22 protein-coding genes are annotated in these 24,385 nt (G+C 67.6%); 11 read left to right on the top strand and 11 right to left on the bottom strand.

Annotation, left to right across the window (positions count from 1 at the left end):
* Positions 1–63: 63 nt before the first annotated feature.
* Entirely contained in the window at positions 64–1,074 is a 1,011-nt protein-coding gene (locus ASF49_RS19070) for a helix-turn-helix domain-containing protein (protein ID WP_156653089.1), read from the bottom strand.
* Positions 1,075–1,546: 472 nt separating this feature from the next.
* Here ASF49_RS19070 and ASF49_RS19065 point away from each other — a divergent pair, with 472 nt between their 5' ends.
* Complete coding sequence (locus ASF49_RS19065) at positions 1,547–1,759, top strand: hypothetical protein (protein WP_056476697.1); 213 nt, start codon at positions 1,547–1,549, stop codon at positions 1,757–1,759.
* The gene (locus tag ASF49_RS19060) at positions 1,756–2,547 is read left to right on the top strand and encodes a hypothetical protein (RefSeq protein ID WP_243214797.1); all 792 of its coding nucleotides are present in this window, start codon (positions 1,756–1,758) and stop codon (positions 2,545–2,547) included. The genes ASF49_RS19065 and ASF49_RS19060 overlap by 4 nt, the downstream gene beginning before the upstream one ends.
* A 17-nt stretch (positions 2,548–2,564) precedes the next feature.
* Here the strand turns inward: ASF49_RS19060 and ASF49_RS19055 are convergent, their stop codons facing one another.
* The 4 genes from ASF49_RS19055 to ASF49_RS19040 all read right to left on the bottom strand — a co-directional run bounded on the left by ASF49_RS19055 (position 2,565) and on the right by ASF49_RS19040 (position 4,730).
* Entirely contained in the window at positions 2,565–3,134 is a 570-nt protein-coding gene (locus ASF49_RS19055; protein WP_056476695.1) for a hypothetical protein, read from the bottom strand.
* A gap of 144 nt (positions 3,135–3,278) precedes the next feature.
* Positions 3,279–4,013: a Crp/Fnr family transcriptional regulator gene (locus ASF49_RS19050; RefSeq protein ID WP_056476692.1), complete on the bottom strand. Its 735-nt coding sequence runs from the start codon at positions 4,011–4,013 to the stop codon at positions 3,279–3,281.
* Between the two features lie 109 nt (positions 4,014–4,122).
* Positions 4,123–4,398 carry a hypothetical protein gene (locus ASF49_RS19045; protein ID WP_056477097.1) on the bottom strand — a complete coding sequence of 92 codons (276 nt, stop codon included), beginning with the start codon at positions 4,396–4,398 and terminating at the stop codon, positions 4,123–4,125.
* Between the two features lie 80 nt (positions 4,399–4,478).
* Positions 4,479–4,730: a hypothetical protein gene (locus ASF49_RS19040; protein ID WP_056476689.1), complete on the bottom strand. Its 252-nt coding sequence runs from the start codon at positions 4,728–4,730 to the stop codon at positions 4,479–4,481.
* A 219-nt stretch (positions 4,731–4,949) separates the two neighbouring features.
* Here ASF49_RS19040 and ASF49_RS19035 point away from each other — a divergent pair, with 219 nt between their 5' ends.
* The gene (locus tag ASF49_RS19035) at positions 4,950–5,660 is read left to right on the top strand and encodes a YoaK family protein (RefSeq protein ID WP_056476685.1); all 711 of its coding nucleotides are present in this window, start codon (positions 4,950–4,952) and stop codon (positions 5,658–5,660) included.
* Positions 5,661–5,669: 9 nt separating this feature from the next.
* Here the strand turns inward: ASF49_RS19035 and ASF49_RS19030 are convergent, their stop codons facing one another.
* A complete protein-coding gene (locus tag ASF49_RS19030) occupies positions 5,670–7,631 on the bottom strand; it encodes a hypothetical protein (protein WP_056476683.1) in 1,962 nt (653 codons plus the stop codon).
* Between the two features lie 5 nt (positions 7,632–7,636).
* Positions 7,637–9,139, bottom strand: a complete 1,503-nt coding sequence (locus tag ASF49_RS19025; protein WP_056476677.1) for an NAD(P)/FAD-dependent oxidoreductase — start codon at positions 9,137–9,139, stop codon at positions 7,637–7,639.
* 222 nt (positions 9,140–9,361) lie between these two features.
* Here ASF49_RS19025 and ASF49_RS19020 point away from each other — a divergent pair, with 222 nt between their 5' ends.
* The gene (locus tag ASF49_RS19020) at positions 9,362–10,081 is read left to right on the top strand and encodes a DUF3750 domain-containing protein (RefSeq protein WP_200930089.1); all 720 of its coding nucleotides are present in this window, start codon (positions 9,362–9,364) and stop codon (positions 10,079–10,081) included.
* Between the two features lie 451 nt (positions 10,082–10,532).
* Here ASF49_RS19020 and ASF49_RS19015 read toward each other — a convergent pair whose 3' ends face one another.
* Both ASF49_RS19015 and ASF49_RS24765 read right to left on the bottom strand, forming a co-directional pair.
* A complete protein-coding gene (locus ASF49_RS19015; RefSeq protein WP_272481514.1) occupies positions 10,533–11,399 on the bottom strand; it encodes an acyltransferase family protein in 867 nt (288 codons plus the stop codon).
* Positions 11,315–11,572 (bottom strand): acyltransferase family protein, encoded by a 258-nt coding sequence (locus ASF49_RS24765; protein ID WP_156653088.1) that lies wholly within the window; start codon positions 11,570–11,572, stop codon positions 11,315–11,317. The genes ASF49_RS19015 and ASF49_RS24765 overlap by 85 nt, the downstream gene beginning before the upstream one ends.
* 1,150 nt (positions 11,573–12,722) lie before the next feature.
* Between ASF49_RS24765 and ASF49_RS19010 the strand changes: the two genes are divergently transcribed.
* The 7 genes from ASF49_RS19010 to ASF49_RS18980 all read left to right on the top strand — a co-directional run bounded on the left by ASF49_RS19010 (position 12,723) and on the right by ASF49_RS18980 (position 21,859).
* A complete protein-coding gene (locus tag ASF49_RS19010; protein ID WP_056476667.1) occupies positions 12,723–13,880 on the top strand; it encodes a hypothetical protein in 1,158 nt (385 codons plus the stop codon).
* 1,075 nt (positions 13,881–14,955) lie between these two features.
* On the top strand, positions 14,956–15,780 hold the full coding sequence (locus tag ASF49_RS19005; protein WP_243214798.1) for a DNA-binding protein: 825 nt from the start codon (positions 14,956–14,958) through the stop codon (positions 15,778–15,780).
* A 29-nt stretch (positions 15,781–15,809) separates the two neighbouring features.
* Entirely contained in the window at positions 15,810–17,297 is a 1,488-nt protein-coding gene (locus tag ASF49_RS19000; RefSeq protein WP_082511428.1) for a M48 family metalloprotease, read from the top strand.
* A 452-nt stretch (positions 17,298–17,749) separates the two neighbouring features.
* Complete coding sequence (locus tag ASF49_RS18995) at positions 17,750–19,021, top strand: sensor histidine kinase (RefSeq protein WP_056476664.1); 1,272 nt, start codon at positions 17,750–17,752, stop codon at positions 19,019–19,021.
* A gap of 15 nt (positions 19,022–19,036) precedes the next feature.
* Positions 19,037–19,414 carry a response regulator gene (locus tag ASF49_RS18990; protein WP_056476662.1) on the top strand — a complete coding sequence of 126 codons (378 nt, stop codon included), beginning with the start codon at positions 19,037–19,039 and terminating at the stop codon, positions 19,412–19,414.
* An 86-nt stretch (positions 19,415–19,500) separates the two neighbouring features.
* Positions 19,501–20,220, top strand: coding sequence for a DJ-1/PfpI family protein (locus ASF49_RS18985; RefSeq protein ID WP_200930085.1), 720 nt, complete (start codon positions 19,501–19,503; stop codon positions 20,218–20,220).
* A gap of 166 nt (positions 20,221–20,386) precedes the next feature.
* Complete coding sequence (locus ASF49_RS18980) at positions 20,387–21,859, top strand: amino acid permease (protein ID WP_056476656.1); 1,473 nt, start codon at positions 20,387–20,389, stop codon at positions 21,857–21,859.
* A gap of 43 nt (positions 21,860–21,902) precedes the next feature.
* On the opposite strand, the gene ASF49_RS18975 is transcribed toward ASF49_RS18980, so the two are convergent.
* Together ASF49_RS18975 and ASF49_RS18970 are read right to left on the bottom strand one after the other, a co-directional pair.
* Entirely contained in the window at positions 21,903–22,802 is a 900-nt protein-coding gene (locus ASF49_RS18975; protein ID WP_056476654.1) for an MBL fold metallo-hydrolase, read from the bottom strand.
* A gap of 232 nt (positions 22,803–23,034) precedes the next feature.
* The gene (locus tag ASF49_RS18970; protein WP_156653087.1) at positions 23,035–24,270 is read right to left on the bottom strand and encodes a L,D-transpeptidase family protein; all 1,236 of its coding nucleotides are present in this window, start codon (positions 24,268–24,270) and stop codon (positions 23,035–23,037) included.
* Positions 24,271–24,385: the final 115 nt, after the last annotated feature.

The following is a 24,385-nucleotide window of genomic DNA, read 5'->3' as shown; positions in this document are numbered from 1 at the left end:
ACGTTGACGGTCATGCGATCCGCGACACGCGACGCGTCGACGTCACGTCGGACAGGGTGCGCATCAGTAGAGTTCGCTGTGCCAGTCGGCGAGGGGCCACGACCGGCCTCCCCGCACCTGGGTCTCGCTTCGCATCTGCTGAATGTGGGTCCGGAACTGCCCGGGTGGCCGGCCGATGGTCGTGCGGAAGGCCCGGTTGAAGTGCTGCTCGCTGGAGAAGCCGTAGGCGTAGGCGAGGGTGGCGATCGAGCGCGTCTCGCCTTGGCGCCGCAGGGCGTTGCGCACCCGTTCGAGGCGGCGCTGCTGCACGAAGCGGGCGACGCCGCCATCCCTCAGGAACGCCCGGTAGAGCAGGCTGCGCGAGATGCCGAGTTGCGCCGCGATGGTCTCGGCGTTGAGGTCGCGGTCCCCCAGGTGCCGCTCCACGTGGGCCTCGGCCTCGCGGCGGCGCGCGACGTCGTCCGGGGCATCGTGGACGGCGGCCCAGACCACGGCTTTGGTGGGCGCGGCGTGCCCGCGCAGGGCGGCGCCCAGCAGCATGCCGAGAACGGCGCTCGACCGGGAAGCGACCGTGGCGTCGGGGAATTCCGAGCGCCGGGTCAAGGAAACGATGAAATCGGCCACGAGGCCGCCGACGGCTTCCGGGAGGATCGCTCCGTGGAAGCCGCGCAGGTCCGGGACCAGCAGCTCGATCAGGTCGCGCGCCACCGGGGTCGAGATCTGGCGGACGTTGTGTGCCCGGGTCTGGTGCGGCAGCGTGTTGTCGCAGACGAGGATCTCGCCCGGAAGCATCCGACGTTCGCTCCCCGTGGGGCCGGCCACCATCTCGCCCTCGAGGAGGAGGTGAAGCGTGACGTGGTCGAAGCCGTCCTGTCGGCCCCGCTGCGGAGACCGGCTGTGCTGGACCTCGTTCAGGCTACGCTGGAACAGGATCATGCGGTCCAGCCGGTAGGCTCGGACCTGGGCATGGAAATCCGGACCGATCCGCGCCACGTCCGCGCCGCCGGAATACAGGTCGGAATAAGCCTCGAACGCGTATTCCGGACCGACGTCCTGCATAGAAAAGGCGAACAACGTAAGGGGACACGGCTGCTTGAGCCCGACGGGATGGAACACGGCCCATCGGATGAAGCCCAATCGACCAGCCCTAACGCCCTTTCGAATAGGGTGTTCCGGACCCGTGCGACAACTCACGGTTCCGTGCCGACTGTGGCAGGGCGAGCCCTGATGGGCGCAGATCCGACGCGGCACTTTTCCGGATCGGCGTAGCGTCCCGCCCTGATGTGTCTGACCATGGAGCCGCGCTTCGTCGCGCGTCGGGACGTGAACAGGTCGCGCCGGTTTCGCTTGCCCGCGGTCGAGACGAACCGCCAAAACAGGTCGGCGCGATCAGAGCCGTACATTCCGGATTTATCGGGCGCGAAGCGAGGCGTGATGGCGATGGCGGCTCGGCCACGGGGACCGGCCGCCGGCGGCAACGCCTCGGTAACCGTTACGCCCTAGATCTCGCGAACCCCGCCCCTCACCTCGTTCCGCGATGCGCCCGATGACCAGAGATCAGCTTGCCGCCGAGTTGCTTCGTATCTCCAAGCTGCAACTCAGCGACATCACGCGAGCCGTCAAGAACGGCGAGAAGTCGATCGCGTTGAACGAGGTGGTCGATCTGGGTCGTCGGCTGCACCGGCTTGCGGATGCCGTGGCTGGACGTCCGGCGCCGTTGGTGACGGTCCCCTCCGACGACAGCCTCGTCCAGGCGTGAGTGCCGCCTCGGAGTGGAGGGCCGAACGAAACGTCGCAGCGCGCGCCCGCCTGGATCGCGCGCTGCCGGCCATCTTCCCGGCGCCCGTCCTGCGGCATGCCCTGTCGCGTCCTCTGATCCCCCCGACTCCGCGCCTCGCGGTGGAGAGCTACTGGCGCGCGCATCTCTTGCGCGCGGACCGGCTGGCGCGGGCGCTCGCGACGCGCTCCGGAACCCCTGAGAACTGGTCCTGGCGGCTCGGTACGGAGAAGGGCTCCGGCCTTGCCGCCACGTTCCGGATGCCGCCCTCGCCCTTCCGGGAACCGGCCCATGACCGCGGCAAAGGCCATTGCTGCATCTGCGGACAGCCCGTCTATCGGTTCGGCTGGCACCGGGACCTCTGGGGTTCCGGCGTCCCGAACAAGAATGCACGCTGGCACGCGGCCTGTGTCGCCGCCTGGAAGCTATGGGTGGCGCCGAGCGATCAAGTGAAGGCGCTGAAGGCGCGCCAGCGTCACCGCTGCGCCGCCTCCGGCAAGCGCCTGTTCCGGACCGCCGAGGTCGATCACCGGGTGCCCCTCTATCGCGTCTGGCGCGAGCACCGCGACGATCCCTGGCCGACGCTCCTGGCCTTCTGGGGAACGCCGAACCTTCAGGTCGTCAACCGTGTGGTGCACGTGGAGAAGTGCGGGCTCGAAGCCGGCGAGCGGGCGTCGAGCCGGCAGGCGATGCGCCTGGGAACGGCCGGGCTCCCGGACCGCACCGAGGAGGCCGCACCGGATCCCGCGCTCCTCGACGGCTCAGCCTGATCGGCCGCGCACCGGCCTCACAGGATCTCCTCGATCAGTCCGAGCGCCTGCGCCTCGCTGGCCTCGATGTACCAGTTCTCGGGAGCCCGTCGCAGCACCTCCTCCAAGGTCACCTGCGAGCCGTGGACGAGGTTGGCGAAGCCCTCGTTCTGGATCTCGATGGAGCATTGGATCTCGTGCAAGGCGGCCTTCAGGGAAGCGATGCAGGTCGTCAGGGGACCGTTGAGGATCACCTTCTTGTCGAGCTTGCGCTCATGGACCATCAGCCGCGCGCCTCGGGTCAGGTAGCGGTTCGACCGGGCGAAGAAGCTCATGAAAGTGGTGCCGGCCGAGTAGATCGCGGCCTTGCCGAGGAAGACGAACCGGCGATCTGGCTGGATCCCGCTCTTGAAGCGGATATCCTCACCCATCATCCGAGCCACCTCGGGATCGCCGCCCAGGGTCGTCAACTCGACCACCACGAGGTCCCGGTCGCCGATCGCATCGAGCTGCCGGCGAAAGTCGCGGTACATATCCTGGTCGACCGTCCCCGACAGGAGAATGGCGGGCATGTCGAAGGCCGAAGGCGGCAGGGTACCGGTTTTCATGGTGTCCTCCTGGCGACCGGGACGCGGCCGTCGCAGAGTGAACGCAAGTTCCCGGCCCGGGGGCGGTCGCGCCGCCGAGCGCAGGGCTGCTGGCGGTTTTCCGCGGCGCGCTCGATGGCCGTCGCGGTCGGACCGGACGCTGATCTACGACCCGGGCGCCGTGGCTTTGTGCATCCGGAACGGGCCAATGAGGCGCTCGTATTCCGCTTCGGCCGGCCCATAGCTGTCGCCCGCATGTGTGATGAGGCGGGGTCGGTCCAGCACGGTGATCAGCCCCCGCCGCGCTCGGATCATGCCCATTCCCTCCAGCGCCTGAATCGCCAGCGTCACGCCCGAGCGCTGGGTCCCCAGCATCAGGCCGAGGAAGTCGTGGGTCAGGGCGAGTTCGTCGCTGCGGAGGCGATCCTGGGCCATCACGAGCCAGCGCGCCAAGCGCTCCTCGATGGAGCAGACGCCGTTCGACAGGGCCGTCTGGCTCAGGGTCATGATGAAGACGTGGGCGAACTGAAGCAACACCTGCCGCAATCCGGGCAGGACCTCGAAAGCGGAGCGGAGGCGGGATGCCTCGATCCGCAGCCAGGGTCCACCGACCTGAACCAGGATCTCGTGGGGCATGCGCTCCGCGCCGAGGAAGGTCGCGGTGTTGATCATCGCCTCGTAGCCGAAGCACCCCACTTCCAGCCGGCGCGTCCCGTTGGCGGTGGTCAGGTTGGAGGAGAGGCCACCTTCCGGGAAGTAGGCGAACTCTGCGCGATCGCCTGCCTCGACGAGGCGTTCGCCCTTCCGGACCTCGATCCGGTCGAACTCCGGGACCAGTTGCGCCCGTTCGGCCTCGGGCAGAGAACGGAGCAGGAGATTTCCGGGGCTGCAGACGCTCATCCCGTCAGGCTTCCACGCCCGACGGGCCGGCCTGCTCCCGGAGCGCCGGTGCGAGCGGCGTAAGGCGCCGGTGCCGCCTCGATCCGGTCGCCATCACCGCCCGCACCGGTCAGTAGGGCGTGCCGTAATAGGGACGCCGGCTCGGGCGATAGCGCTCGCGCACCGGCCGGTCGTGGCGGCCCTCGTAGGCACCAAGGTAGGGATCGAGGGCGGGGTCGCGATAATTGCCGTTGTTCACACCGGCCGAGCGGTCGTTTCCGCTCAAGGCCGCGTAGGGTGACAGACCGTCGCCGCCGCTGCTGCCGCCGCCACGAGCCAGAGCGCCGCTGCACAGGCCCAGCACGACGGTCGCGGCGATCGTGGTGCAAAGGATCGATCTCGACATCACCGGGTCATTCGACATGATAGCCTCCTGTCTCGTTGGAGAACGGCGCTTCTGCGCGAAAGTTCGGATCATGTGCGCGGTCAGCGCTCGGCCCGCAGGCTCTTGAGGAAGCGGCGCGCCACCTCTCGAACGGCCTCGTCGTCCCGGGAATCGTCGTCGGCCTTGTCCCAGAGGTGGCCGACGCTGGCCTCCAGGGTGTCGAGCAGGTCCGGATGTTCCTGGGCCAGGAAGCGAATCGTCCCGAACAGGAGGTGCTCGGTCGCGAGTTCGCGGTGGCGCGCGTCCGCGATTCGGGCAGCGGCGGTGGAGGAGTCGGTTGCGGCGTTCGTCATGTCGACACAACGAACGGCCCCGCCGCCGGTTCAGGGGCTCGGACAGGCTTCGCAAGGTTTCTTGCCGTCGACGGGATGGTCGCATCCGTGTGACCTGAAGGTCCGGCGGCGTTCTCGCATCCGGATGCTTCCGTTCCGCGGCGCATTCGGCCAGAACGTCCGGCCTATGTCAGGCCCCGAGCTGGTTCGAATCTGCCCGGAGCCTCAGCGGACGCACGGATGGCACGGATATCCCTCTCCTCACACAGACCCGGCAGCCCGCGCATCGACGCCGACCTTCTCGCCGGGATCGGACTCGCCTTCGTAGCGGGCTTCGTCGATGCGGCGGCGTTCATCGCCCTGGCCGGCCTGTTCACCGCACACGTGACCGGCAACTTCGTCCTGCTGGGCGCAGAACTCGTCTCGACCTCGACCGGCGTGGTCGCCAAGCTGCTCGCGCTGCCGGCCTTCGTGGCCGCGGTCGCGGCGACCCGTCTCATCGCCCTGGCCCTGGAGCGCCGGGGCATGGCGCCCCTGCGCTGGCTCCTCGGGCTCGAGATCGCATTGCTCGCCGCCTTCTGGGCCGCCGGGCTCGCCCTCTCGCCGCTGGGCTCGCCTGACGGCGCGGCGGCCGTGACGGTCGGCATGCTCGGCGTCGGCGCGATGGGGGTCCAGAACGCCATCGGCCGGCTCGGCCTCGCGCATCTGGCGGCCACCACGGTGATGACGGTCAACGTCACCCAGGCCGTCATCGACCTCGTTGACTGGGCGCGGGGCGCCGTGCCGCCCGATGACCCGGCGAAGGGGCGGATGCGCCGGATGCTGCCGGCGGTGCTGGCCTTCGCAATCGGCGCCCTTGCGGGCGCTTTCGGCGTCGCCGCATTCTCGTTCGGCTGCCTCGTCGTCCCCATCGCGGCGCTGGTGGGCCTCGTGCTCCTCCGCGGCGACTGAGCCGCGACGTCAGGGGCGGCAGGCCAGCAGGCCGTAGGCGGTCACGCGCTGCCAGGTCAGGCCGTCAACGGCGGCCATCGGTGTCACGAGCGGGTCGGCGAGCGGATACACGCGCGCGCCGGCCGGCGCCGGCCGTCCCTCGCCGAGGGGCGCCACGATCCAGGCGGGCGCGTCCGGGGCCGCGCACAGGGTCGCGACGCCGCCGGCCGGCAGGTCGTCGGCCCGAAGCGGGACCGGTGGGGCGAACGGCGTGCGCTGCGCTTCGGTGGCGAGGCCGAGGGCGATCAGCCGGGCGATCCGCTCGGACCACAGCATCGCCAAGGGACGCGAGAACACGATGCTGGCCCCCTGCAGGTTGGTGATCCAGCTCGGGCGGCCGAGCGCCAGCCACGTCTCGGCCCGGCCGTCGAGCCAGAGCACCTCGCCCGGCCGGCTCGCGATGGCGGCAACGAGACCGGGCAGAAGGGTGCGGTCCTCGATCCGCCGGAAGGCCGGGGAGCGCTGGTCCCAGAAGACGACGAGGGCCAGGACGAGCACCAGGGCCAGGACCGGGATCGCGGCCCGGATCCGCCCGGCGGCGATCCAGGCGAGGCCGGCGGTGAAGGCGAGCGGCGGAACGATCGGAAAGTTCCGGATCAGGCCGAGGCCCGGATGGGCGCCCTCCGTCAGGTCGCCGAGGAGGGACGCGAAGGCGAGCGTCTCGATGACGAGGCGGCTGGCGACGAGCAGGCCGACCACGCTCAGGGTCGCCACCATCAGGGCGCGCGAGGGTGCCAGCCGAGCCCGGCGGACCGCTGCGTGGATCCCGACGGCGAGGAGGCCGGCACCGCCCCCGATGGGGAGGTCGGTGGCGTAGACCCAGGCTAGTCCCAGGAGGGCGAGAGTGATCCGGTCCCCCGCCGGTCCGCGCGAGAGGATCGCGACGCAGAGGCCGAAGGCGGCAGCCCCCAAGACGGAGGTGACCCAGAGGAAGCGCCAGGGCTGGACCTGGATCACGAGAAGCGACGACCACTGCTCCTCGAACACGGCGGTGGCGGCCACGCCGCAGGCCCCCGCGAGGAGTGCGGCCAGCAGAACCCGCCGTGCCCGGGTCGGCACCAGGGTCGCGGCGACGAGGATCGACGCGGCCTGGACGGCGGGCGGCCCCCAGGCCTGGCTCGGCCAGAGCATGGGGAAGAGGTCGGCGCAGCGCTGGCGCAGGATGCCCAGGAACTCAGGGTCGACGGGCTGCAGCAGGCGCGCGAACAGCGGCACCCCGAGGCCGGCGGCGACCAGGACCGCGGCGAGCGTCGGGACCAGGACCAGCAGCCAGCGCCGATTCTCGGCGACCAGCGCGATGACCAGCACGGCCAGGCCCGCCAGACCCATGATCGGATGGATGAGCCCGCCGAGCCCCACGAACGCCGCCGCCAGGGCGCGCCGGCCCGAGAGGCTCGCCGCGAGGCCGGCGAGCACCGCCGCTTCCGCCAGGGTCCGCGGCGTCGCCATGGCCTCGCCGATCCGGAAGACGCCGGGCTGGCCATACGAGGCCGGCAGGACCGCCAGGGCGACGAGGACGATCCAGCGCCGCCGGCCGCCTTCGAGGGTGCCAGCGAGGACGGAGGCGGCGCAGAACCAGGCGATCAACCCGACGAGGCTGACGGAAAGGGCCGCCGGACCGGGGCCGAGCGCCGCCACCAATCCCCGCAGGACGAGCGGGAACAGGCTGAAGCGCGACTGCCCGTCATGCGTGAACATGAGGTCGCGTCCGACCCCGTCGGGGTCGAGGTCGGCGAGGGCCCGCCCGACATAGATGCGGGCATCACCGTCGATTCCCTCGTAGGGATGCAGCAGCAGATAGAGACCCGCCGCGCCGAGGATGGGCCAGGCGGAGCGGGACAGACTCGAGCGCCAGCGCAGGATGGCGCCTCCGGCCCCGGGGCGGGGCTCGGGAACGGCCACGGTCCGGTCGGAGGTCACCGCCGTCGCCATCGCGGTCAGGCCGCCCGGCGCGGCACCAGGCGCTCGCTGGCGAGCACGTCCTGCGCACCGGAGACACCCGCCTCGGTGTATTCCGCGTCCTCGTTCACGCACCACGGATCGTAGCGGCGCTCTCCGGCGAGGATGTTCTCCACCGTGAGCATGGCGGTCATCATCGCGTGGTCCTGGTTGTTGTACTTGTGCATGCCGTTGCGCCCGACGAGGTGCAGGCTCGGATAGGCGTGTTCGAGGTCCCGCCGGATGGTGGCGACGTGTGCCTTGTAGTCCTCGTCGTAGACCGGATAGGCCTTGGGCTGGCGCACGACGCAGGCATCGACCACGTCCTCGGAGCGGATCAGCCCGATCTGGCCGATCTCGCGCTTGGCAAGGGCGATGAGGTCGGCGTCGCTCCGCGTCCAGAGACCGTCGCCCTCGAAGCAGAAATACTCCAGGCCCAGGCAGGTATGCGCCGCATCGGGCACCATCTCGGGCGACCAGGAGCGGAAGTTCTGCACGCGCCCGACCTGCACCGACGGATCGTGGATGTAGATCCAGTTGTCAGGGAAGTTGCGGTCCGAGCGGGCGATCAGCGCCACGGTGAGGAAGTCGCGGTACTGCAGGGAGCGGGCCTGGAAGGTGCTGATCGGAGCGGGCGAAATCGACCCGACGAGTTCGCGCAGAGGCGCGGAGGAGATGACGTTGCGCGCCGTGAAGGTCTCGCGGGTGCCGTCCGCACTCCGGGCCGTGACGGTCCAGAGCCCGGTCCGGGCCTCGAAGTGCAGGCCGTCGACGCCCCGGTCGAGGCGCAGCGTCCCGCCCCGGGCCACCACCTTCGCGGCGGCCGCCTCCCACATCATGCCCGGTCCCTTGCGGGGATAGCGGAAGGATTCGATCAGCGTCTTGATCACGGGCTCGCCGGCGCGCGGTGCCTTGCGCAGGCCGAGGGAGCGCACCAGTGCGTCGCGGATCGCGGCCCCGAGATCGAGGCCGTTGATGCGCTGGGCCGCCCAGTCCGCCGAGATGGCATCGCAGGACATGCCCCAGACCTTCTCCGTGTAGGTCTTGAAGAAGATCGAGAACAGGCGCTCGCCGAAGCGGTTGCGGACCCATTCGTGGAAGGTCTTCGGCTCCGCGATGGGACGGGCGCGGGCGTACAGGTAGGAAGCGACGCAGGCGGTGCTTTCCAAGAGCCCGAGGTTGCGCAGCGCCTCGAAGGCCTTCAGCGGATAGGCGTAGTACTTGCCCTTGTAGAAGATCCGCGACAGGCGCGGCCGCTCGATGAAGTCGTCCGGAAGAAGTTCGTCCCAGAGATCGACCACCGCCTTCGACTTCGAGAAGAAGCGATGGCCCCCGATGTCGAACAGGTAACCGTTATGCGCCACCGTGCGGCTGATGCCACCGACCTGGACCGGATCCTTCTCTAGAACGGTCACCGAGCGCCCGGCCTTCGCCAGTAGATAGGCGGCGGTCAGGCCGGCGGGTCCCGCCCCGATCACGAGCGTTTCCGAGTGGTGGCTCATCGGGCAGGACCGTCAAGTTAACCGAAGGACGAAACGGGCCCGGAGTAACCCTGGATTGGTTAAGGAAGCCCTCTTGGCGAGACCGGGCTGCTTGGCTGCGGCATCCGGATCGCGTCCTGAACCGCATCGGCCGCCTCGGGCGCTACGGCGGACCTCCCGTCCGGCGGCCGGACTTCCCATATCGGTTCCGTCCTCCCGCCGTCCGGAAATGCCTTGCTCAAGATCGCTGCCCTCGCCTTCGTCCTGGTCTATCTCGCGCCCATCGCGCTCTCAGCCGCCCTCTACGCCAGCCAGACCCGCGGGGATTGGCGTTCCGCCGACCGTTCGAGCACCGGTCTGTTGCCCCCGGCTGCGAACCACCCGGAGGCGATCGTCCGGATCTTCTCGGCTCGGACGGTGAGTTGGCGCGGCATCATCGCCACCCATAGCTGGATCGTCGTCAAGGATACGGGTGCTTCCGCCTACCAGCGCTTCGACTACACGGCCTGGGGCCAGCCGATCTGGATCGATCGCTTCGTGCCCGACGGACGCTGGTTCGGAAGCGTGCCCGAGACCGTGGTGGCGGCCGACGGGCCGGCCGCGGAAGCGATGATCCCGCGCATCCGGGCGGCGATCCGGACCTACCGCTACGCGCAACCCGGAGACTACACGGTCTGGCCAGGCCCGAACTCCAACACCTTCGTGGCTGCCGTGATGAGCGCAGTGCCGGAGATGTCGGCAAGCCTGCCCGCTACCGCGATCGGCAAGGACTTCCCCTATGACGGCCGCTGGGTCGGCCTGACGCCGTCACGGACCGGGTTCCGCCTGAACCTCGGCGGCTATCTTGGGCTGACCGTGGGCTGGGTCGAAGGCCTGGAGGTGAACCTCCTCGGTGCCGTCGCGGGCCTCGACATCCGTCGTCCGGCGCTCAAGCTTCCCGCCATCGGCCGCGTCGGGTGGTGAGGTGCGGCCGTCGCACTTTTGAACGGACGAGGTTAGTCCCGCCAGACCGGCGCGTGCACGCTCAACTCCAGGAAGAGAGCCAAGCAGCCGATATAGATGTTGACGTAAGCAAGCATAGTGGCGACTTGGACTTCCTTATCCGCGCGCTGACGGCGCGGCTACGCAATATGATGCATTTCTGGCACCCATTGCGCAAGAATCAAAGGGCAACCCTGCGCAGGATCTTTCATTGATCTGGTGACAACAAACCTGAGCTGTCATGGCGATGTTTCAGGTGGGGCGCGAGCGCCACATTCCTGTATCGATGGTCAGGCCTTGGACGATCCCGGCCGCTCAGGGAGCGAGGCTTGCCATCAAGCTGAACGCCGCGCAGATCGACGATCGGCCCACGAGTTTCGATCTCGGAACGCTTTCGGAGTCCTTCCGGGTCAGCGCAGCCAGCACGAGGAAATCAATGAGATATTTCCGACTTTGCATGAACCTTCATGTCGCGCGTTTTCTGCAGTCGGAAGTAAGCGATGATTTTCTTTTCCACGACCACGTGGACAAGAACTCCGACCGCGCAGGCAATGGCAATCATCCACGGCCAGAGACTCGCCTCCAGCGACAGCAGATTTGCCCTCTTCAGGATTGACCGGATCAAGCTGAAGGTCAGGGTGTGGGTCAGATAGAGACTGTAAGATGCGTCTCCGATGAGGTGCATGACTCTCAGCACCAGCGACGACGGGTTGATGTTAGGGGCAACCGCAGCCGCCAGGATGATGGCTGCGGACAAGACAAGTTCGAGGAACTCGAACCAGCCGTCTCTGATCTGGAACACGATGATCGCGATGCCGATCGCCAGCGCCGCAAGGGCCAGGCCTGCCCCAAGGAGGCTATGCCGCGATCGATCGACGAACGAAGATTGCGTGACGATGCCGATGACGATTCCCAATGCAAACAGCAGGAAAATCGAACTGCCATGCCAGGCAACGCTTCTGAATGTCGTCAGGTACCCGACAAAGGTCAGGAAGACCAATGTCGACAGGATCAGAGCGAAACCTGATCTACGATGGAGCGACAGAGACAAGGCAAAGACATAGTAGAAAACCATCTCCCAGACGAGTGACCAGCCGACCCCATGGATAGGCTCGATCAAACCGCTGGGGGAGAAGACAGGGAGCAGGAGATACGAGCCTGTCGCCCAAACGATGTCCTTCTGTCGACTATCGATAAGGATCTTGATCGACAAAGCTATCCAATACAGAGGAAAGACCCGCTGGACTCGCCGCAGCAAAAAAATTCGCGCGGCGCATCCTCTGTCGCGAAGGAATCCCACGCGGTAACAGTCATGATGAAGCCGCTGATCACGAAAAATATCCCGACACCCAATGCACCAAGCGCAGAATATCGCTCGTCGAGAGCATGGGAGAAAACGACCAGGAGAGCCGCAATCCCTCTCATATACTGTATATTATCGATTATTTTTGGATTTACACCGGCCCGCTTCATTGTTCTACATGCCTGCCATGTCCAAAAATAAGACCACGCTCAGGAATTTCGATATGGAAACACCCGATCCAAACCTGATTTTCTTAGAGATATTGCTTGGAATATCTGCCGCGCCCACAGATGGCGCCGGCTGGAAGGCCGACCGTCTTCGACCTCACATCCGATCGAGTGTTCACCGGAATACACCTGAAGATATGACGCGATCTGAAATGCTTCCTTCTCCTACAGTCGCTTTCGAATGCTCAGGCGACTACCGACCCCAATCGATTCTGTGTCATTCGAACAGCCGATTTGCTCCAATGACTCACATGATTTTATCGCGCAATAGAAATCTCTGCTGAGCGGTCGGTCCGAATACGTAAGAGTCTCAAATTTCTATTGTCCCTGGACGGAACTTTTCTCGCCAAGAGCGATGATTATCTATGCGAAAACACAAATTAAAGATTCGATTAAACGGAATTACATCTTTCGAGTAGAGGAAAAAGGAAGACTTTTTCTGATGAATCTAAATCCATAAATTCCTATTCAAGATGACTGTATGAATAGCCGAAATTCGTGAAATTAAGTCATTGAAAGAATTAGAAATTATAGATAGCTATGAAATTTTACCTAAAACAAGTATTTAACTTTGTTATTTACAATTGTGAATCAAATATTTTCTCGCGAGCAGGAGATTCGGAGCCAAGACCACGGGAGAACGAGACCTGCGCCGTACCGCTCGCTTTCGGGCAGTGCCCTGACTCACCTTTCGGTGGAACTCGGTCGATGTCAGGCGGCCGATCGGCTTGGATACAGGTCGGAAAAACTGCTCCGGCAACGATCGTCGTGCGCCACTGGTCTTTGTGTGTATTGCCGACGGGCTTGAAGGCTGATCCGTATCCGAAAAGGGCACGCCCACTCCGACGTCGAGCGGAACGTCACGGATCTAGGATCCGTCGTGCGAAAAGTCGGACAACCATCCGCTTACCCTTGCCGCAAAGACGAAACTGGCAGTCGATCACGCAAGGTCGTATTGGTCGCTTGGCGCTTAGCATACCTCTCCCGTCCTCCCACACGACGCGGACCCGGGCGACGCCCCAGTCGTGACCGGACGGCTTCCGGACCTTCAAGCGCGGGTGACAGCGCTCGAGATCGAGGATCGTGAATGGCAATGATGGGCAGAACCATCCTCGTGGCCGGTCCCATGGCCGTCCTGCTCGCATTTCGCCCTGGGCCGGCGCAGTCCGGAAGCACCGTCACCGTCACGGATGCCCGGGGCCTCGCCGAGGTCTATCCCGCCGGAACGACCATTCTGATTCCGGCCGGCACCGTCATCAACGGTCCGGTGGTCATGCGAGCCGTCGGCTCGGCCGACGAACCCATCGTCGTGCGGCCGTCCGGAAAGGGGCCGCCGCCCCGCATCACCGGCGCCGCCGCAGCTTACGCCGACGCCCTGACGGTCGGGTCGCACACGGTCATCGACGGGCTGCTCATCACCGACACGAACCGGTACGGTGTGGCGGCACCCAAGGACACCGTCGGCGTGACCGTGCAGAACAGCGAGATCACCCGCGTCGGCATCGGCGTCGGACTGCTCGGTAGCCAGGGGCGCGTGCTCAACAACGTCATCCACGACCTCACGATGGTGAAAGTGACACCGAAATCCGTCCAGCCCGACGACGATTACGGCGCCAACGGGGTCTTGGTGGCAGGAACCGGACACGAGGTCGCCCACAACCGGTTCCTCCGCAACGCGGCGCCGAGTGACGATTACGGCGAGGACGGAGGCTGCATCGAATTGTTCGGATCCGTCTCGGAACTCCGAGTTCATCATAACTGGTGCGCGGACAGCGTCGGCTTCATGGAACTGGGCGGACGGAAGGGGGACGTCATCCAGAACGTCGACATCGCCTTCAATGTCGTGCTCAACCTGCACGACAAGCCCTTCTTCAACCCGCACAACGGCGGGGGTCAGTTCGCCGTCGGCTTCAATCGCGTGTCCGTCCGGCGCAATACCATCGTGGCGACCGTGGCGGGCTCCAAGGCGATGGGCATCTTCTACCTCGACGCGGATCCGGCGCCGGATGCCTTCAGCATCGCGGACAACATCGTCAGCCTGAACTCAGGCGACAGCGTGTTCAAGCGGGAAGGTGGCTACCACACCGGCAACGTCTTCCACCTGCAGGACAAGGCCACCCACCTGTTCAACAACTGGTCCATGACCCTCGGCCCCGGCGAGAGCTACGCCGATCCCCGGTTCGCCGATCCAGGCTCTGAGAAATTCGAGCTGACGCCCGGAAGCCGGGCGACCGGCAAGGGCGCGTACTGAGCGCGACAGCCCTGATCGATCGGGCTCGAAAGGGAGTCGGCAGGCCCGGCCTGGGCGACAGGCACGGGAGAACCGTCCGCCACGATGGCGTTTCGGGCCGGTCGAACGAACCGGCATTCAGCCGGCAGGACCGTCGCGTTCCGGCGTCTTGAATATTTGAGCACCCGTCGGATCAGGCAAGAGCAGCAGCAACCCTCGGATCGCGAGGCATGCACCGGACGTGATTCTGTTTGCGAACAACGTTCCGGACCTCAAACCGCCGAGGACTTGTGCGGTCTATTCGCAGACGTGCGCGGTGAGGTGGATTCTGTCGGAATTGTCTACAGCCACTGCGGGCGGAGGAAGGTTGGCCCGCGGATTCCTCAGGAGGCAGCCGTTGCCTCCGGGCCGAAGGACGACTCGAGGCCAGCACGATGGCTTGACCGGCCGCGTGCGAGCGAAGCGCATTGGCCGTGTGTCAGCCCGGACAAGGGCTTAAAACATGGTGGCGTCCCCGGCAGGTCTCGAACCTGCGACCCCAGGTTTCATCCCACTTCGGCTTCCGCCGCCGCGCTCCCGAAGGGGGCGCGTTCGTGGTCTGGACTATCCCTCCACCATAGGCCCCGTCGCCGAGGCCCTTAGGTGCCGCCCGTCTAGTCTCTACACCGTCCCGGTGCCCGCCGGAGCGGGAGCCGGGCTTGGCTCGGGATTGGCTACGCGCGCCAGAGGCGAACGTTGAGCGTTCCCCGAATTTGAGCGGATCCGCCGCGTGGTTTCCCCTCGCGACGCCCAATTGTGATCTAGGAAACCTGTGCTCTGTCCAGCTGAGCTACGGAGACTCACCGAGGGCGTTCCTAGCATCATCGCCCGAAGCCGCCAACCGGGCGCGGACATTCCGAAGCGCCGGTCCGCAGCGCCAGACTCTCGCGGTTTCGTTCGCCCGTGGCCACCGTCCTACCGTGCCCGGGGTTCTGCTGTGGCCATCTTGCCGCAATGCGGCGTGAACCGACCTCCGATCCCGTCCCCTTCCTTGTCTCCATCCCGTGCGGGACGACAATGGCGAGGGATTCGCAGCATCGGTCGGGGGCCTGGATTCGTGACGATCGCACGGCGACGATCGCCCTCCATCGGAGGGGCCTGGCTCCTCGGCATCGTCCTGGGCGTCTGCGCGGGACTGCCCGGGCCGGCCGGCGCGGCCGCGCCCGAGTGCCTGGCGGCGCCGGCGCGGGAGGACCGTCTCGCCGGCCTCGGTCCGCGGGGCGAGTTGATGATGGCCTCGGGCGCCAAGGCGGTGCTCGATGGCGTCCGCTGGTCGGATGCCCCCGAGATCGCGGCCGAAGCCCATGCCTGGCTCCTCGCCCGAAGCGGACGCCCCCTGACCCTGGTCGCCCGGGGCGAGATCGATCGGTGGGGCCGGTCCCACGTCGATGCGGTGGAGATCGAGCCCGCGGCGGAGGCGGCGCCCGACCTCGCGGCCGGGCTGGTGGCGCTCGGCCTCGTCGCGGTCGATGCGGGAGAACGGGACACCTTGTGCCGGCCAGCCCTCCTGGCGGTCGAGGCCGGAGCGCGACGGAGTGGCAGCGGCCTCTGGCGCCGAGCCGTCCCGGACGTCCGGGATGGGGCTGCCCTGCGGAACAGTCTCGGCCGCTTCGTCGTGGCCCAGGGTCCCGTGCTGTGGGTCGGGGAGCGCCCGCGCCGCACCTATCTCGACTTCGCGCGCCGGGGCGAGGACGGGCTCACGGTGACCGTGTCGAAACGCACTTGGCGCGCCTTGCAGGAACGTGGTTTGAGTGCGGCCTCCCTGCGCGGGCGGCACGTCCGGGTTCGGGGGGTGCTGGAGGCTTGGCGCGGCCCGACCCTCGACATCGCGAGTGCCGACATGATCGAAGTACTGGACGGGGAGCAGGCGCAGCGGCGCTGAACGGCATGGGTTCGATCCTCCGCCTCACGATGCGCACGACGGCCACCCCTTCGCTTGCTGGCCGGCCCCGGCTCGGCGTCCGCGCCGCCGCCTGGCCGCTCCTCGGCCTGCTCCTCTCGGGCTGCATCGGCGACCAGACTGGCGCCGTCGTGCAGAAGGCGGCGCTGGCCGTGCCCCGAGAAGCTCCGCGCACCACGGGACGCGAGCGGACCGCCTCCGATGCCGACCACGCCAAGCTGGTGGCCTCCTTCGGCGGAGAGTACCGGTCCCCGGCCACGCTCCGGCTCGTCAGCGACGTGACCGACCGCCTTGTCAAGGCGACGGAGCGGCCGGAGGAGACCTATGCCGTCACCCTGCTCGACTCGCCTGTGATCAATGCCTTCGCGCTGCCGAGCGGCCGGCTCTACGTCACCCGGGGCCTGCTGGCGCTGGCGAGCGACACCTCCGAGGTCGCGGCGGTCCTCGCCCACGAGATCGCCCACGTCACCCTGCGCCACGCCACGGCGCGCACCGAGCTGGCGCTGCGCTCGCAGCTGGTGAGCAAGGTCGTGGCCGACGTGCTCAATGACCCCGTGACAGGCGCTCAGCTCCAGAGCCAGTCGAAATTCGCCCTGGCGCGGTTCTCGCGCGACCAGGAACTCGAGGCCGACAGCGTCGGCGTGCGCACCCTTGCGCGGGCCGGCTACGATCCCTTCGGCGCCGGGCGCTTCCTCACGGCGCTCAACCGGACGACGGCCCTGAAGACCGGCACCGGTATGGCCGGTGAGCCCGACATGCTGGCGACCCATCCGGGCACCACCGAGCGGATCACCCTGGTGACCCGCGCCGCCCGCCTCATCGGTGCGCCGGGCCTGGGTGTCGATGAACGCGCGCGCTACCTCGCGGCCATCGACGGCATCGCCTACGGCGACAACCCGGGCGAAGGCGTCGTGCGCGGGCGCAAGTTCCTCCATCCCGCCCTCGGCATCGCCTTCGAGGTGCCGGAGGGCTTCTCCATCGAGAACACCCGCAACGCGGTCCTCGGCACCACCGGAGAGGGCAGCCGGCGCCTGCTCTTCGACCAGGTCGAGAGCAATCCGGGCCAGGGCCTCGACGAGGTGCTGAAGGCGACCTGGAACGACGTCGTCGAACCCGGCTCCCTGGAGAACCGGATGGTCGCCGGCTACCCGGCGGCCACGGCCCTGTCCCGCGGCAAGGACTGGACCTTCCGCCTCGCCGTGATCCGGGTCGGCGAGACCACCTTCCGGATGATCATGGCGGCCAAGGGTGGCACCGATCCGGACGGCGCCTTCCGACGCTGGACCGAGAGCCTGTCCGCGATCGATCCGGCCGAGGCCCGGACCCTGCGGCCCCTGCGCCTCGTCGTGGTGACGGCCGGCGCCGGCGAGACCGTCGAGACCCTGGCGCAGCGCATGGTCGTTCCCGACAAGCCGGTGGAGCGCCTCCTCGTGCTGAACGGCCTGGAGCGCGGCGCCATCCTGCGGACGGGCCAGACCTACAAGGTCGTGGTGGAATAGCCCGGCCGGGTACCGGACGATCCTGCCGTCCGGACCATGATCGTCGGTGAAATCCGGACCTTCCCGGCAAGATCTTTCCGGGAAGCGGAAATGTCGTTCGACTCCGCGCGTTCGCAGACGATCGCGCACGTATGCCCTTTGGAAGTCGTAGAACCGGGCATGCGTCAGCTGGCGAGGCGGAGAGATCAACGGATCTTCGCTGGGTTGCGGCGCCATCCCGTCCATCGATACTTCCGAAAACCGGCCATCGCGGCGCCGTGATCGCGCAATCTCAGCGTGCGCGGCCACACTATATCGACGTCCATCACAGAGTTGGACCGAAAAAGCTCACAGTCGACGCGCGCTTTTGTCGAAGACGACGGTCGGACTTCAGGCTATAGGTGTCCCTGCATCGCTCCCGTCGCGCAAAACTTGTCCGAAGCGACGGACCCCATGACCCTTCGAGACCCGCCATGCTCGAGATCCTGAACGGCTTCCTCGACCGCACCAGCCTGGCGCCCCACGGGATCTGCCTGCTCTGGCGGCCGGAGCTGATCTGGACCCATGTGGTTTCGGACGCGATCATCGCCCTCGCCTACTTCACCATCCCGATCGCTCTCGGCGTCTTCGTGACCCGGCGGCGTGACCTCGTCTTCGGGTGGATGTTCTGGGCCTTCGCCCTGTTCATTCTCGCCTGCGGCACCACCCATGTCTTCGAGATCTGGACCCTGTGGGTTCCAGACTACGCGGCCGAGGCGGCGGTCAAGGCGGTCACGGCCGCAGCCTCGATCGTGACCGCGATCCTGCTCTGGGTTCTGCTGCCCCGGGCCCTGGCCCTGCCCTCGCCCGCGCAGCTGCGCACCGCGAACGCCGAGCTGCTGGCCCGCGTGCGCGAGCGCGACGAGGCGCTCGCCGCCCTGCACGAGGCCCATGCCGAGCGCGACAGGGCGGAGGAGATGCTGCGCCAGAGCCAGAAGATGGACGCCATCGGGTCCCTCACTGGAGGCGTCGCCCACGACTTCAACAACCTGCTCGGCGTCGTCATCAGCAACCTCGACCGGATCGAGCGTTTCCTGCCCGCCGAGAGCGGCGCGCGGCACTCCCTGCGCGGAGCCCTGACGGGAGCGGAGCGGGCGGCGGCCCTGGTCCAGAAGATGCTCGCTTTCGCCCGGCGTCAGCCGCTGCAGCCGGTGCGGGTCGACCCCAACCGTCTGATCCGCGATCTGGCGGCACTCCTACGCGGGGCCCTCGGTACGGTGGAGCCCCCCGAGATGGTCCTCTCCGCCCAGGTCTGGCCGGTCTGCGTCGATGCCAATCAGTTGGAGAACGCCCTTTTGAACCTCGCGGTGAATGCCCGCGACGCGATCCAGGAAGGTGGCCACGCGGTGATCCGCACCCGCAACGTCCCGGCCGCCGAGGCCGGGATGATCCCTGCCCTGCAGGGTGTCGACCACGTCGCCATCGCGGTCGAGGATAGCGGCCGAGGCATGGCCCCGGAGATCCTCGCCCGGGCCTTCGAGCCGTTCTTCACCACCAAGGCGGTGGGCGAGGGTACCGGCCTCGGTCTGAGTCAGGTCTTCGGATTTGCCAAACAGTCTGACGGACACGTGGAGATCAACAGCGAACCCGGGCGAGGCACGACAGTATGGATCTACTTGCCACGTGACCGAACCGAGCTATCGTCCTCCCATTCCGGTGGAGAGGTGACACGAACCGGTCGCGCGCCACGCCTCGGCTACGCCTGACGGAACGCCACGACGATGAGCGGATCTCCCAAATCACGAATCCTGATGGTGGAAGACGAGTCTCTGCTGCTCGAAGTCATAACCGCCGATCTGGAGGATGCCGGCTTCGTGGTCTTCCAGGCCGCCACCGCCGAGATCGCCATCAAGATCCTGAAGGCCGAGGCCTCCGTCGACATCCTGTTCACCGACATTCGGCTGCCCGGTCTCATGGACGGGTGGCAGCTCGCCGAGGCCGCGCGGACCCTACGCCCCGACCTGCCAGTCATCTACGCCACGGGCTTCTCGCAGACGCCGCCTCGCCTGATCGAGGGCAGCGTGTTCTTCACCAAGCCATACCGAGCGGCGACGATCATCAAGGCGATCGAGTCCTTCGAGGCTAGGCCGACCGCGTGAGCCGACCGCCCGGCCCGACGCGCCGTGCGGTCGCGGCGACAGGACTTGCGGGCGCCGCTGCACTGGCTGCCGCCGGCTCGCGCGCGATGGGGACGTCTGACGGGTCGCCGTCGTCGGTCCGGCCGCTGCGCATCGCGATGCTGCTCTACCCGGGCATGACCGCGCTGGACCTCGTCGGCCCGCAGGCTCTCCTCTCCGGGATCGCCGGAGGCGGGCTGCACCTCGTGGCGCGGGCGTCTGGGCCAGTCCTCTCGGATACCGGTCTGGCGGTTGTCGCCGACGACAGCTTCGAGACCTGCCCGCGCGACCTAGATGTGCTGTTCGTGCCTGGGGGCGACGGCACGCCCGCACAGATGCGCGATTCCGGCACTCTCGCTTTCCTGCGGGACCGGGCGGCACGGGCCGGCTGGATCACCAGCGTCTGCACCGGCTCCCTGATCCTTGGAGCGGCCGGTCTGCTGCAGGGCTACCGCGCCACCTCGCACTGGTGCGTGCGCGACCGCGTGCTGCCGCGCCTCGGTGCCATTCCGGTGGATGAACGCGTCGTCGTCGACCGCAACCGCGTCACGGCGGCGGGCATCTCGGCGGGGCTCGATTTCGCCCTGGCGCTCTCGGCACGCCTCGCCGGGTCCGAGGCGGCCCGTACGAGCCAGCTCGTGGCCGAATATGCCCCGGCACCCCCCTTCGAGGCCGGAATGCCGGGCACGGCCGGCCCGGCCACCACCGCACGGGCGCGGGCGATACTCCGCCCGCTGATCGACGGCGCCGACGCAGCAGCGGGCGAGGCGACGATCACGCGTCCGTGACGGGCGCGCGGCCCGAAACCTGCTGGTGTCGTCATTCACCGTTTGCCACCGCATCGAGCAAACCCCAAGATCGCGCCTTGCTCAGATGACACCCTTGCCATCGTCCTCCGGGACCGCGCGCAACACCGGGCGGCCCGGCCGCTTCAGACCAGGATAGGATCAACCCATGGCGGCAGGCCTGGCGGGCGACCTCACGCGCACGAAATCGCTGGAACGGCTGAACAGCGACGCGGAGGGCGGCGAGCACAAGCTCTCGCGCACCCTCGGTCCCTGGAGCCTCATCGCGCTCGGCATCGGCGCCGTGATCGGTGCCGGCCTGTTCTCGCTCACCGGCATCGCGGCGGCCGAGCACGCGGGCCCTGCGGTGGTGATTTCCTTCGCCATCGCCTCCATCGCCTGCGCCTTCGCGGGCATGTGCTACAGCGAGCTCGCCGGCATGATCCCGGTGGCGGGCTCGGCCTACACCTACGCCTACGCGACCATGGGTGAGTTCGTGGCCTGGATCATCGGCTGGGACCTCGTGCTCGAATACGCCGTGGGCGCCGCCACCGTCTCGGTGAGCTGGTCGAGCTACGTCACCCGCTTCCTGCGCGACACGCTCGGGATCAACCTGCCGCCCAGCCTCGTGAACTCGCCCTTCGAGACCTACAAGCTCGCGGACGGCACGATGGCGCATGGCCTCGTCAACCTACCGGCGATCCTCATCATCGTGGCGGCCTCGGCACTCCTGATGATCGGCATCCGCGAGTCGGCCCGGGTCAACGCCGTCGTGGTGATGATCAAGCTCGCCGTGGTGGCGGTCGTGGTCGGGGTCGGCCTGTTCTACATCAAGGCGCAGAACTACGTTCCGTTCATCCCCGAGAACACCGGCACCTTCGGCGAGTACGGCTGGAGCGGAATCATGCGTGGCGCCGGCGTCGTGTTCTTCGCCTATGTGGGCTTCGACGCGGTCTCGACGGCGGCGCAGGAGGCCAAGAACCCCCAGCGCAACATGATGATCGGCATCCTAGGGTCGCTGGCCATCTGTACCGTGATCTACATCGCCTTCGCGGGTGTGCTCACCGGCCTCGTGCACTACGACCAGATGAAGGGCGATGCCGCCCCGGTGAACACCGCCATCGCCCAGACGCCGTTCCCGTGGCTGCGCAGCCTCGTGACCCTCGGGGTGATCGCGGGCTTCTCCACCGTGATCCTGGTGCTGCTGCTGGGCCAGAGCCGGGTGTTCTATTCCATGAGCCAGGACCGGCTTCTGCCGGGCTTCTTCTCCAAGATCCATCCGACCTGGAAGACGCCCTACCGCTCGAACCTGTTCTTCATGGTGTTCACCAGCGCGCTCGGCGGCTTCCTGCCGATCTCCCAGCTCGGCCATATGACGAGCATCGGCACGCTGCTCGCGTTCATCCTCGTCTGCGTCGGCGTCATCATCCTGCGCCGGACCCAGCCGGATGCGCGGCGCGACTACCGCACGCCCCTGGTGCCCCTGGTGCCGATCCTCGGCATCCTCAGCTGCTTTGCCATGATGGTTTCGCTGGACGGGGAGACTTGGCTGCGCCTGTTCGTGTGGCTCGCCATCGGCCTCGTCATCTACTTCGCCTGGAGCCGGCGCCACAGCCGCGTCGGGCGCGAGGAAGCCGCCTGATCGAAGGTGGGATTCTTCTCCTCTCGGCGAGGGATCCCGCGCCTCAGGCGGAGCGTGCAAGCGCCAGCGTGGGTGCGCTCCGCACCGGCTCGCCCACGGCCACGGTCTGGCGCTCGCGGGCGATGAAGGCGGTGGGCATCTCCGCCTGCATGTCGGCCTCGACGCTGCGCAGCATCGCGTCGGTGTGGCAGGGGTGGAGGTGGATGATGGCGAGCGCCTTCACCCCGGCGGCCTGCGCCAGTTCCACGCCCTTCTGCCAGGTCGAGTGGCCCCAGCCCCGGCAGACCGGGTATTCGCCCTCGGTGAACATGCCGTCATAGACCACGAGGTCGGCGTCCCGCACGAAGTCCATCAGGGCCGTGTCCGGCCACGGGTCGCTGTGCTCGATGTCGCTGATCACGCAGAGCCGCCGGCCCGCATGCTCGAAGCGGTAGCCCACCGACCCCTGCGGATGGTTGAGGAGGATCGTGTCGACGGTGGCGCCGTCCGGGAAGGTCAACCGCTCGCCGGCCCTGAAGCCGTGATGGGCCAGCCGGCACGGAATGATGTCGAGCGTGACGGGGAACAGCGGCGGCGAGAACAGCCGGTCGAGGGCACCCGCGGCGCTCTCCCCGTCGAGGTTGCCGCAATAGGTGTTGAGGGTCCGCTCCGGGTCGAGCACCACCGGCTTGAAGAACGGCAGCCCGGCGGTGTGGTCCAAGTGCAGGTGGCTGAAGAGGAGGTCGATCTCCTTGGGCATCGCATCGCGGTGATGGCGCCCGCAGGCATTCAGTCCCGAGCCCGCATCGAGCAGGAACAGGCGCTCGCCACACCGGATCTCGAGACAGGGCGTGCTGCCGCCGAACTCGGTATAATCCGGGCCGCTGACGGGCGTCGAACCGCGCACACCCCAGAAGGTGAGGGTGAGGCCGTCATCCGCGGAGGGACGGGAGGAGAAGGTCATCGTTCGATTACCATGTGCCCCGATCCCAACGCGGATCGGGTGCCCTTCGTCGCACCGGCGCGATCCAATCCTCGCTGGTCGGCGATAGGCGTGTGCCGGGATCGAAGTGGAACTGCTTTGAGGTAGTAAGCCGCCCCCGAGCCCGATGTGCGAGCCCGCACATGGTCGGGCAGAGATGCGGGCGACGCAGAGTTTCGTCGGCGAACTGTGTCGACCCGGCCACCAGCCCGGTTCACCGCTGCGCCAGGACGTCGATGGGGCCCCGGGCCGAAGCGATCGCGGGGTATGGGAGGTCGCCCGACAGGCTGAGCCGGATCAGGCTCGGCCAGGCGACCGGGTAGGCCGGCAGCCCGAGGGCAGCCGTGCCGATCGGCGCGAATAGCGGCGCCGCGCGCTCATAGGAGGGAACGAAGTTCGGCATCCGCGTCCGCGACAGGAGCGAGTCCGGCGCGATCCAGCGCGACCAGACAGCCTCGGCCACCTGGACCGGACGTGGCCGGGCCGCGATGACCACCACCTCCTGGCCCGCATAGGCGAGGGCCTCGGGCCGGCTCACATCGCCGAGCGGAGCCCCCTTGGCCGCGAGCGCCGCCCAGAACGGGTGCTGCGCCCCATCGGAATAGGTGGTGCGCACGGCCGCGCTTCCCTCCTCCACCAGGGTGGCGATGCGCGCCTCCTCCGCCCGGTGATAGGCGACGACCTGGGCCTCCTTGGCCAGATCCTTCGCCGGCGCGAAGGTGTAGCGGCCGGCGACAACGCCGACGGCCGGCTCCTCGCCGATGGCCTCGAACCGGTCGGCGCCCTCCTTGAGCTGGCGCCAGAAATCGATGTTCGGGTCGGTCCGGTGCCGGGCCATGTTCAGGGCCGTCATCCGGAAGGGATAGGATTGGAACTGGAAGGCGGACTGGCCGCCGGCGAAGGCCTCCCGGGCGATGGCGTAGATCTCGCCCACCACTTGGTCCGTCATGGCAAAGCAGCCCATCGACGAGCAGACCCCATGCACCATCACGGCCGAGCCGGTGGAGCCGTGCGCCCGGTCGTAGGCATTGGGGTAGCCGACGTCGAAGGAGAGGTAGTAGCGCGAGTTCGGGTTCATCTGGCGCTGGGGCACCGTGTAGAACCCCTCGGGGGTCTGGCGGTCGCCGCTCTTGCGCTTGGGACCGAGCTGGCCCGACCAGCGGCAGATCGGGAAGGTCTTCACGTGGACGAAGCGGCCGTTGCCGCCCCGCTTCCACACCTCGATCTCCGATTCCTTCTTGTAGGCCCGGAACAGCACCGGAGCCGACGCGGTGGTGCCGCGGGCCTGCATCAGCGCCAGGGTCGCAGCCGGGATCGGGGCGAAGGCCTTGGACGGCTCGGCCGAGACCGGCGACGCCGCGATCACGGCGCCGAGGGCCAGGATCGGTGCCCCGAGGGCGAGAAGGGCTGACGCCGCGCGGCGGAGCGGAGCCCGGAACAGGAAGACCATGCGTGGTCCCGAAGAGCGATCCGTCCGCTGGCGGGCGGACGCCCGTGCACGATGCACACGCTCCTGCCTATCGCATCCCAATGGGGCCGCAATAGGGGAAGGCCCCGGAACCCGT

The organism is Methylobacterium sp. Leaf104 (assembly GCF_001422885.1).
Classification (GTDB): domain Bacteria; phylum Pseudomonadota; class Alphaproteobacteria; order Rhizobiales; family Beijerinckiaceae; genus Methylobacterium.
Note: the sequence above shows the minus strand (reverse complement) of the source record. Positions and strands in the feature narration are given on the sequence as shown.

What these genes read in the sequence shown, in the direction of transcription:
- ASF49_RS19065 (WP_056476697.1), top strand. Translation starts at nt 1,547, where the DNA reads ATGACCAGAGATCAGCTTGCCGCCGAGTTGCTTCGTATCTCCAAGCTG.
- ASF49_RS19055 (WP_056476695.1), bottom strand. Translation starts at nt 3,134, where the DNA reads ATGAAAACCGGTACCCTGCCGCCTTCGGCCTTCGACATGCCCGCCATT.
- ASF49_RS19050 (WP_056476692.1), bottom strand. Translation starts at nt 4,013, where the DNA reads ATGAGCGTCTGCAGCCCCGGAAATCTCCTGCTCCGTTCTCTGCCCGAG.
- ASF49_RS19045 (WP_056477097.1), bottom strand. Translation starts at nt 4,398, where the DNA reads ATGTCGAGATCGATCCTTTGCACCACGATCGCCGCGACCGTCGTGCTG.
- ASF49_RS19040 (WP_056476689.1), bottom strand. Translation starts at nt 4,730, where the DNA reads ATGACGAACGCCGCAACCGACTCCTCCACCGCCGCTGCCCGAATCGCG.
- ASF49_RS19035 (WP_056476685.1), top strand. Translation starts at nt 4,950, where the DNA reads ATGGCACGGATATCCCTCTCCTCACACAGACCCGGCAGCCCGCGCATC.
- ASF49_RS19030 (WP_056476683.1), bottom strand. Translation starts at nt 7,631, where the DNA reads ATGGCGACGGCGGTGACCTCCGACCGGACCGTGGCCGTTCCCGAGCCC.
- ASF49_RS19025 (WP_056476677.1), bottom strand. Translation starts at nt 9,139, where the DNA reads ATGAGCCACCACTCGGAAACGCTCGTGATCGGGGCGGGACCCGCCGGC.
- ASF49_RS24765 (WP_156653088.1), bottom strand. Translation starts at nt 11,572, where the DNA reads ATGAAGCGGGCCGGTGTAAATCCAAAAATAATCGATAATATACAGTAT.
- ASF49_RS19010 (WP_056476667.1), top strand. Translation starts at nt 12,723, where the DNA reads ATGATGGGCAGAACCATCCTCGTGGCCGGTCCCATGGCCGTCCTGCTC.
- ASF49_RS19000 (WP_082511428.1), top strand. Translation starts at nt 15,810, where the DNA reads ATGCGCACGACGGCCACCCCTTCGCTTGCTGGCCGGCCCCGGCTCGGC.
- ASF49_RS18995 (WP_056476664.1), top strand. Translation starts at nt 17,750, where the DNA reads ATGCTCGAGATCCTGAACGGCTTCCTCGACCGCACCAGCCTGGCGCCC.
- ASF49_RS18990 (WP_056476662.1), top strand. Translation starts at nt 19,037, where the DNA reads ATGAGCGGATCTCCCAAATCACGAATCCTGATGGTGGAAGACGAGTCT.
- ASF49_RS18985 (WP_200930085.1), top strand. Translation starts at nt 19,501, where the DNA reads ATGGGGACGTCTGACGGGTCGCCGTCGTCGGTCCGGCCGCTGCGCATC.
- ASF49_RS18980 (WP_056476656.1), top strand. Translation starts at nt 20,387, where the DNA reads ATGGCGGCAGGCCTGGCGGGCGACCTCACGCGCACGAAATCGCTGGAA.
- ASF49_RS18975 (WP_056476654.1), bottom strand. Translation starts at nt 22,802, where the DNA reads ATGACCTTCTCCTCCCGTCCCTCCGCGGATGACGGCCTCACCCTCACC.
- ASF49_RS18970 (WP_156653087.1), bottom strand. Translation starts at nt 24,270, where the DNA reads ATGGTCTTCCTGTTCCGGGCTCCGCTCCGCCGCGCGGCGTCAGCCCTT.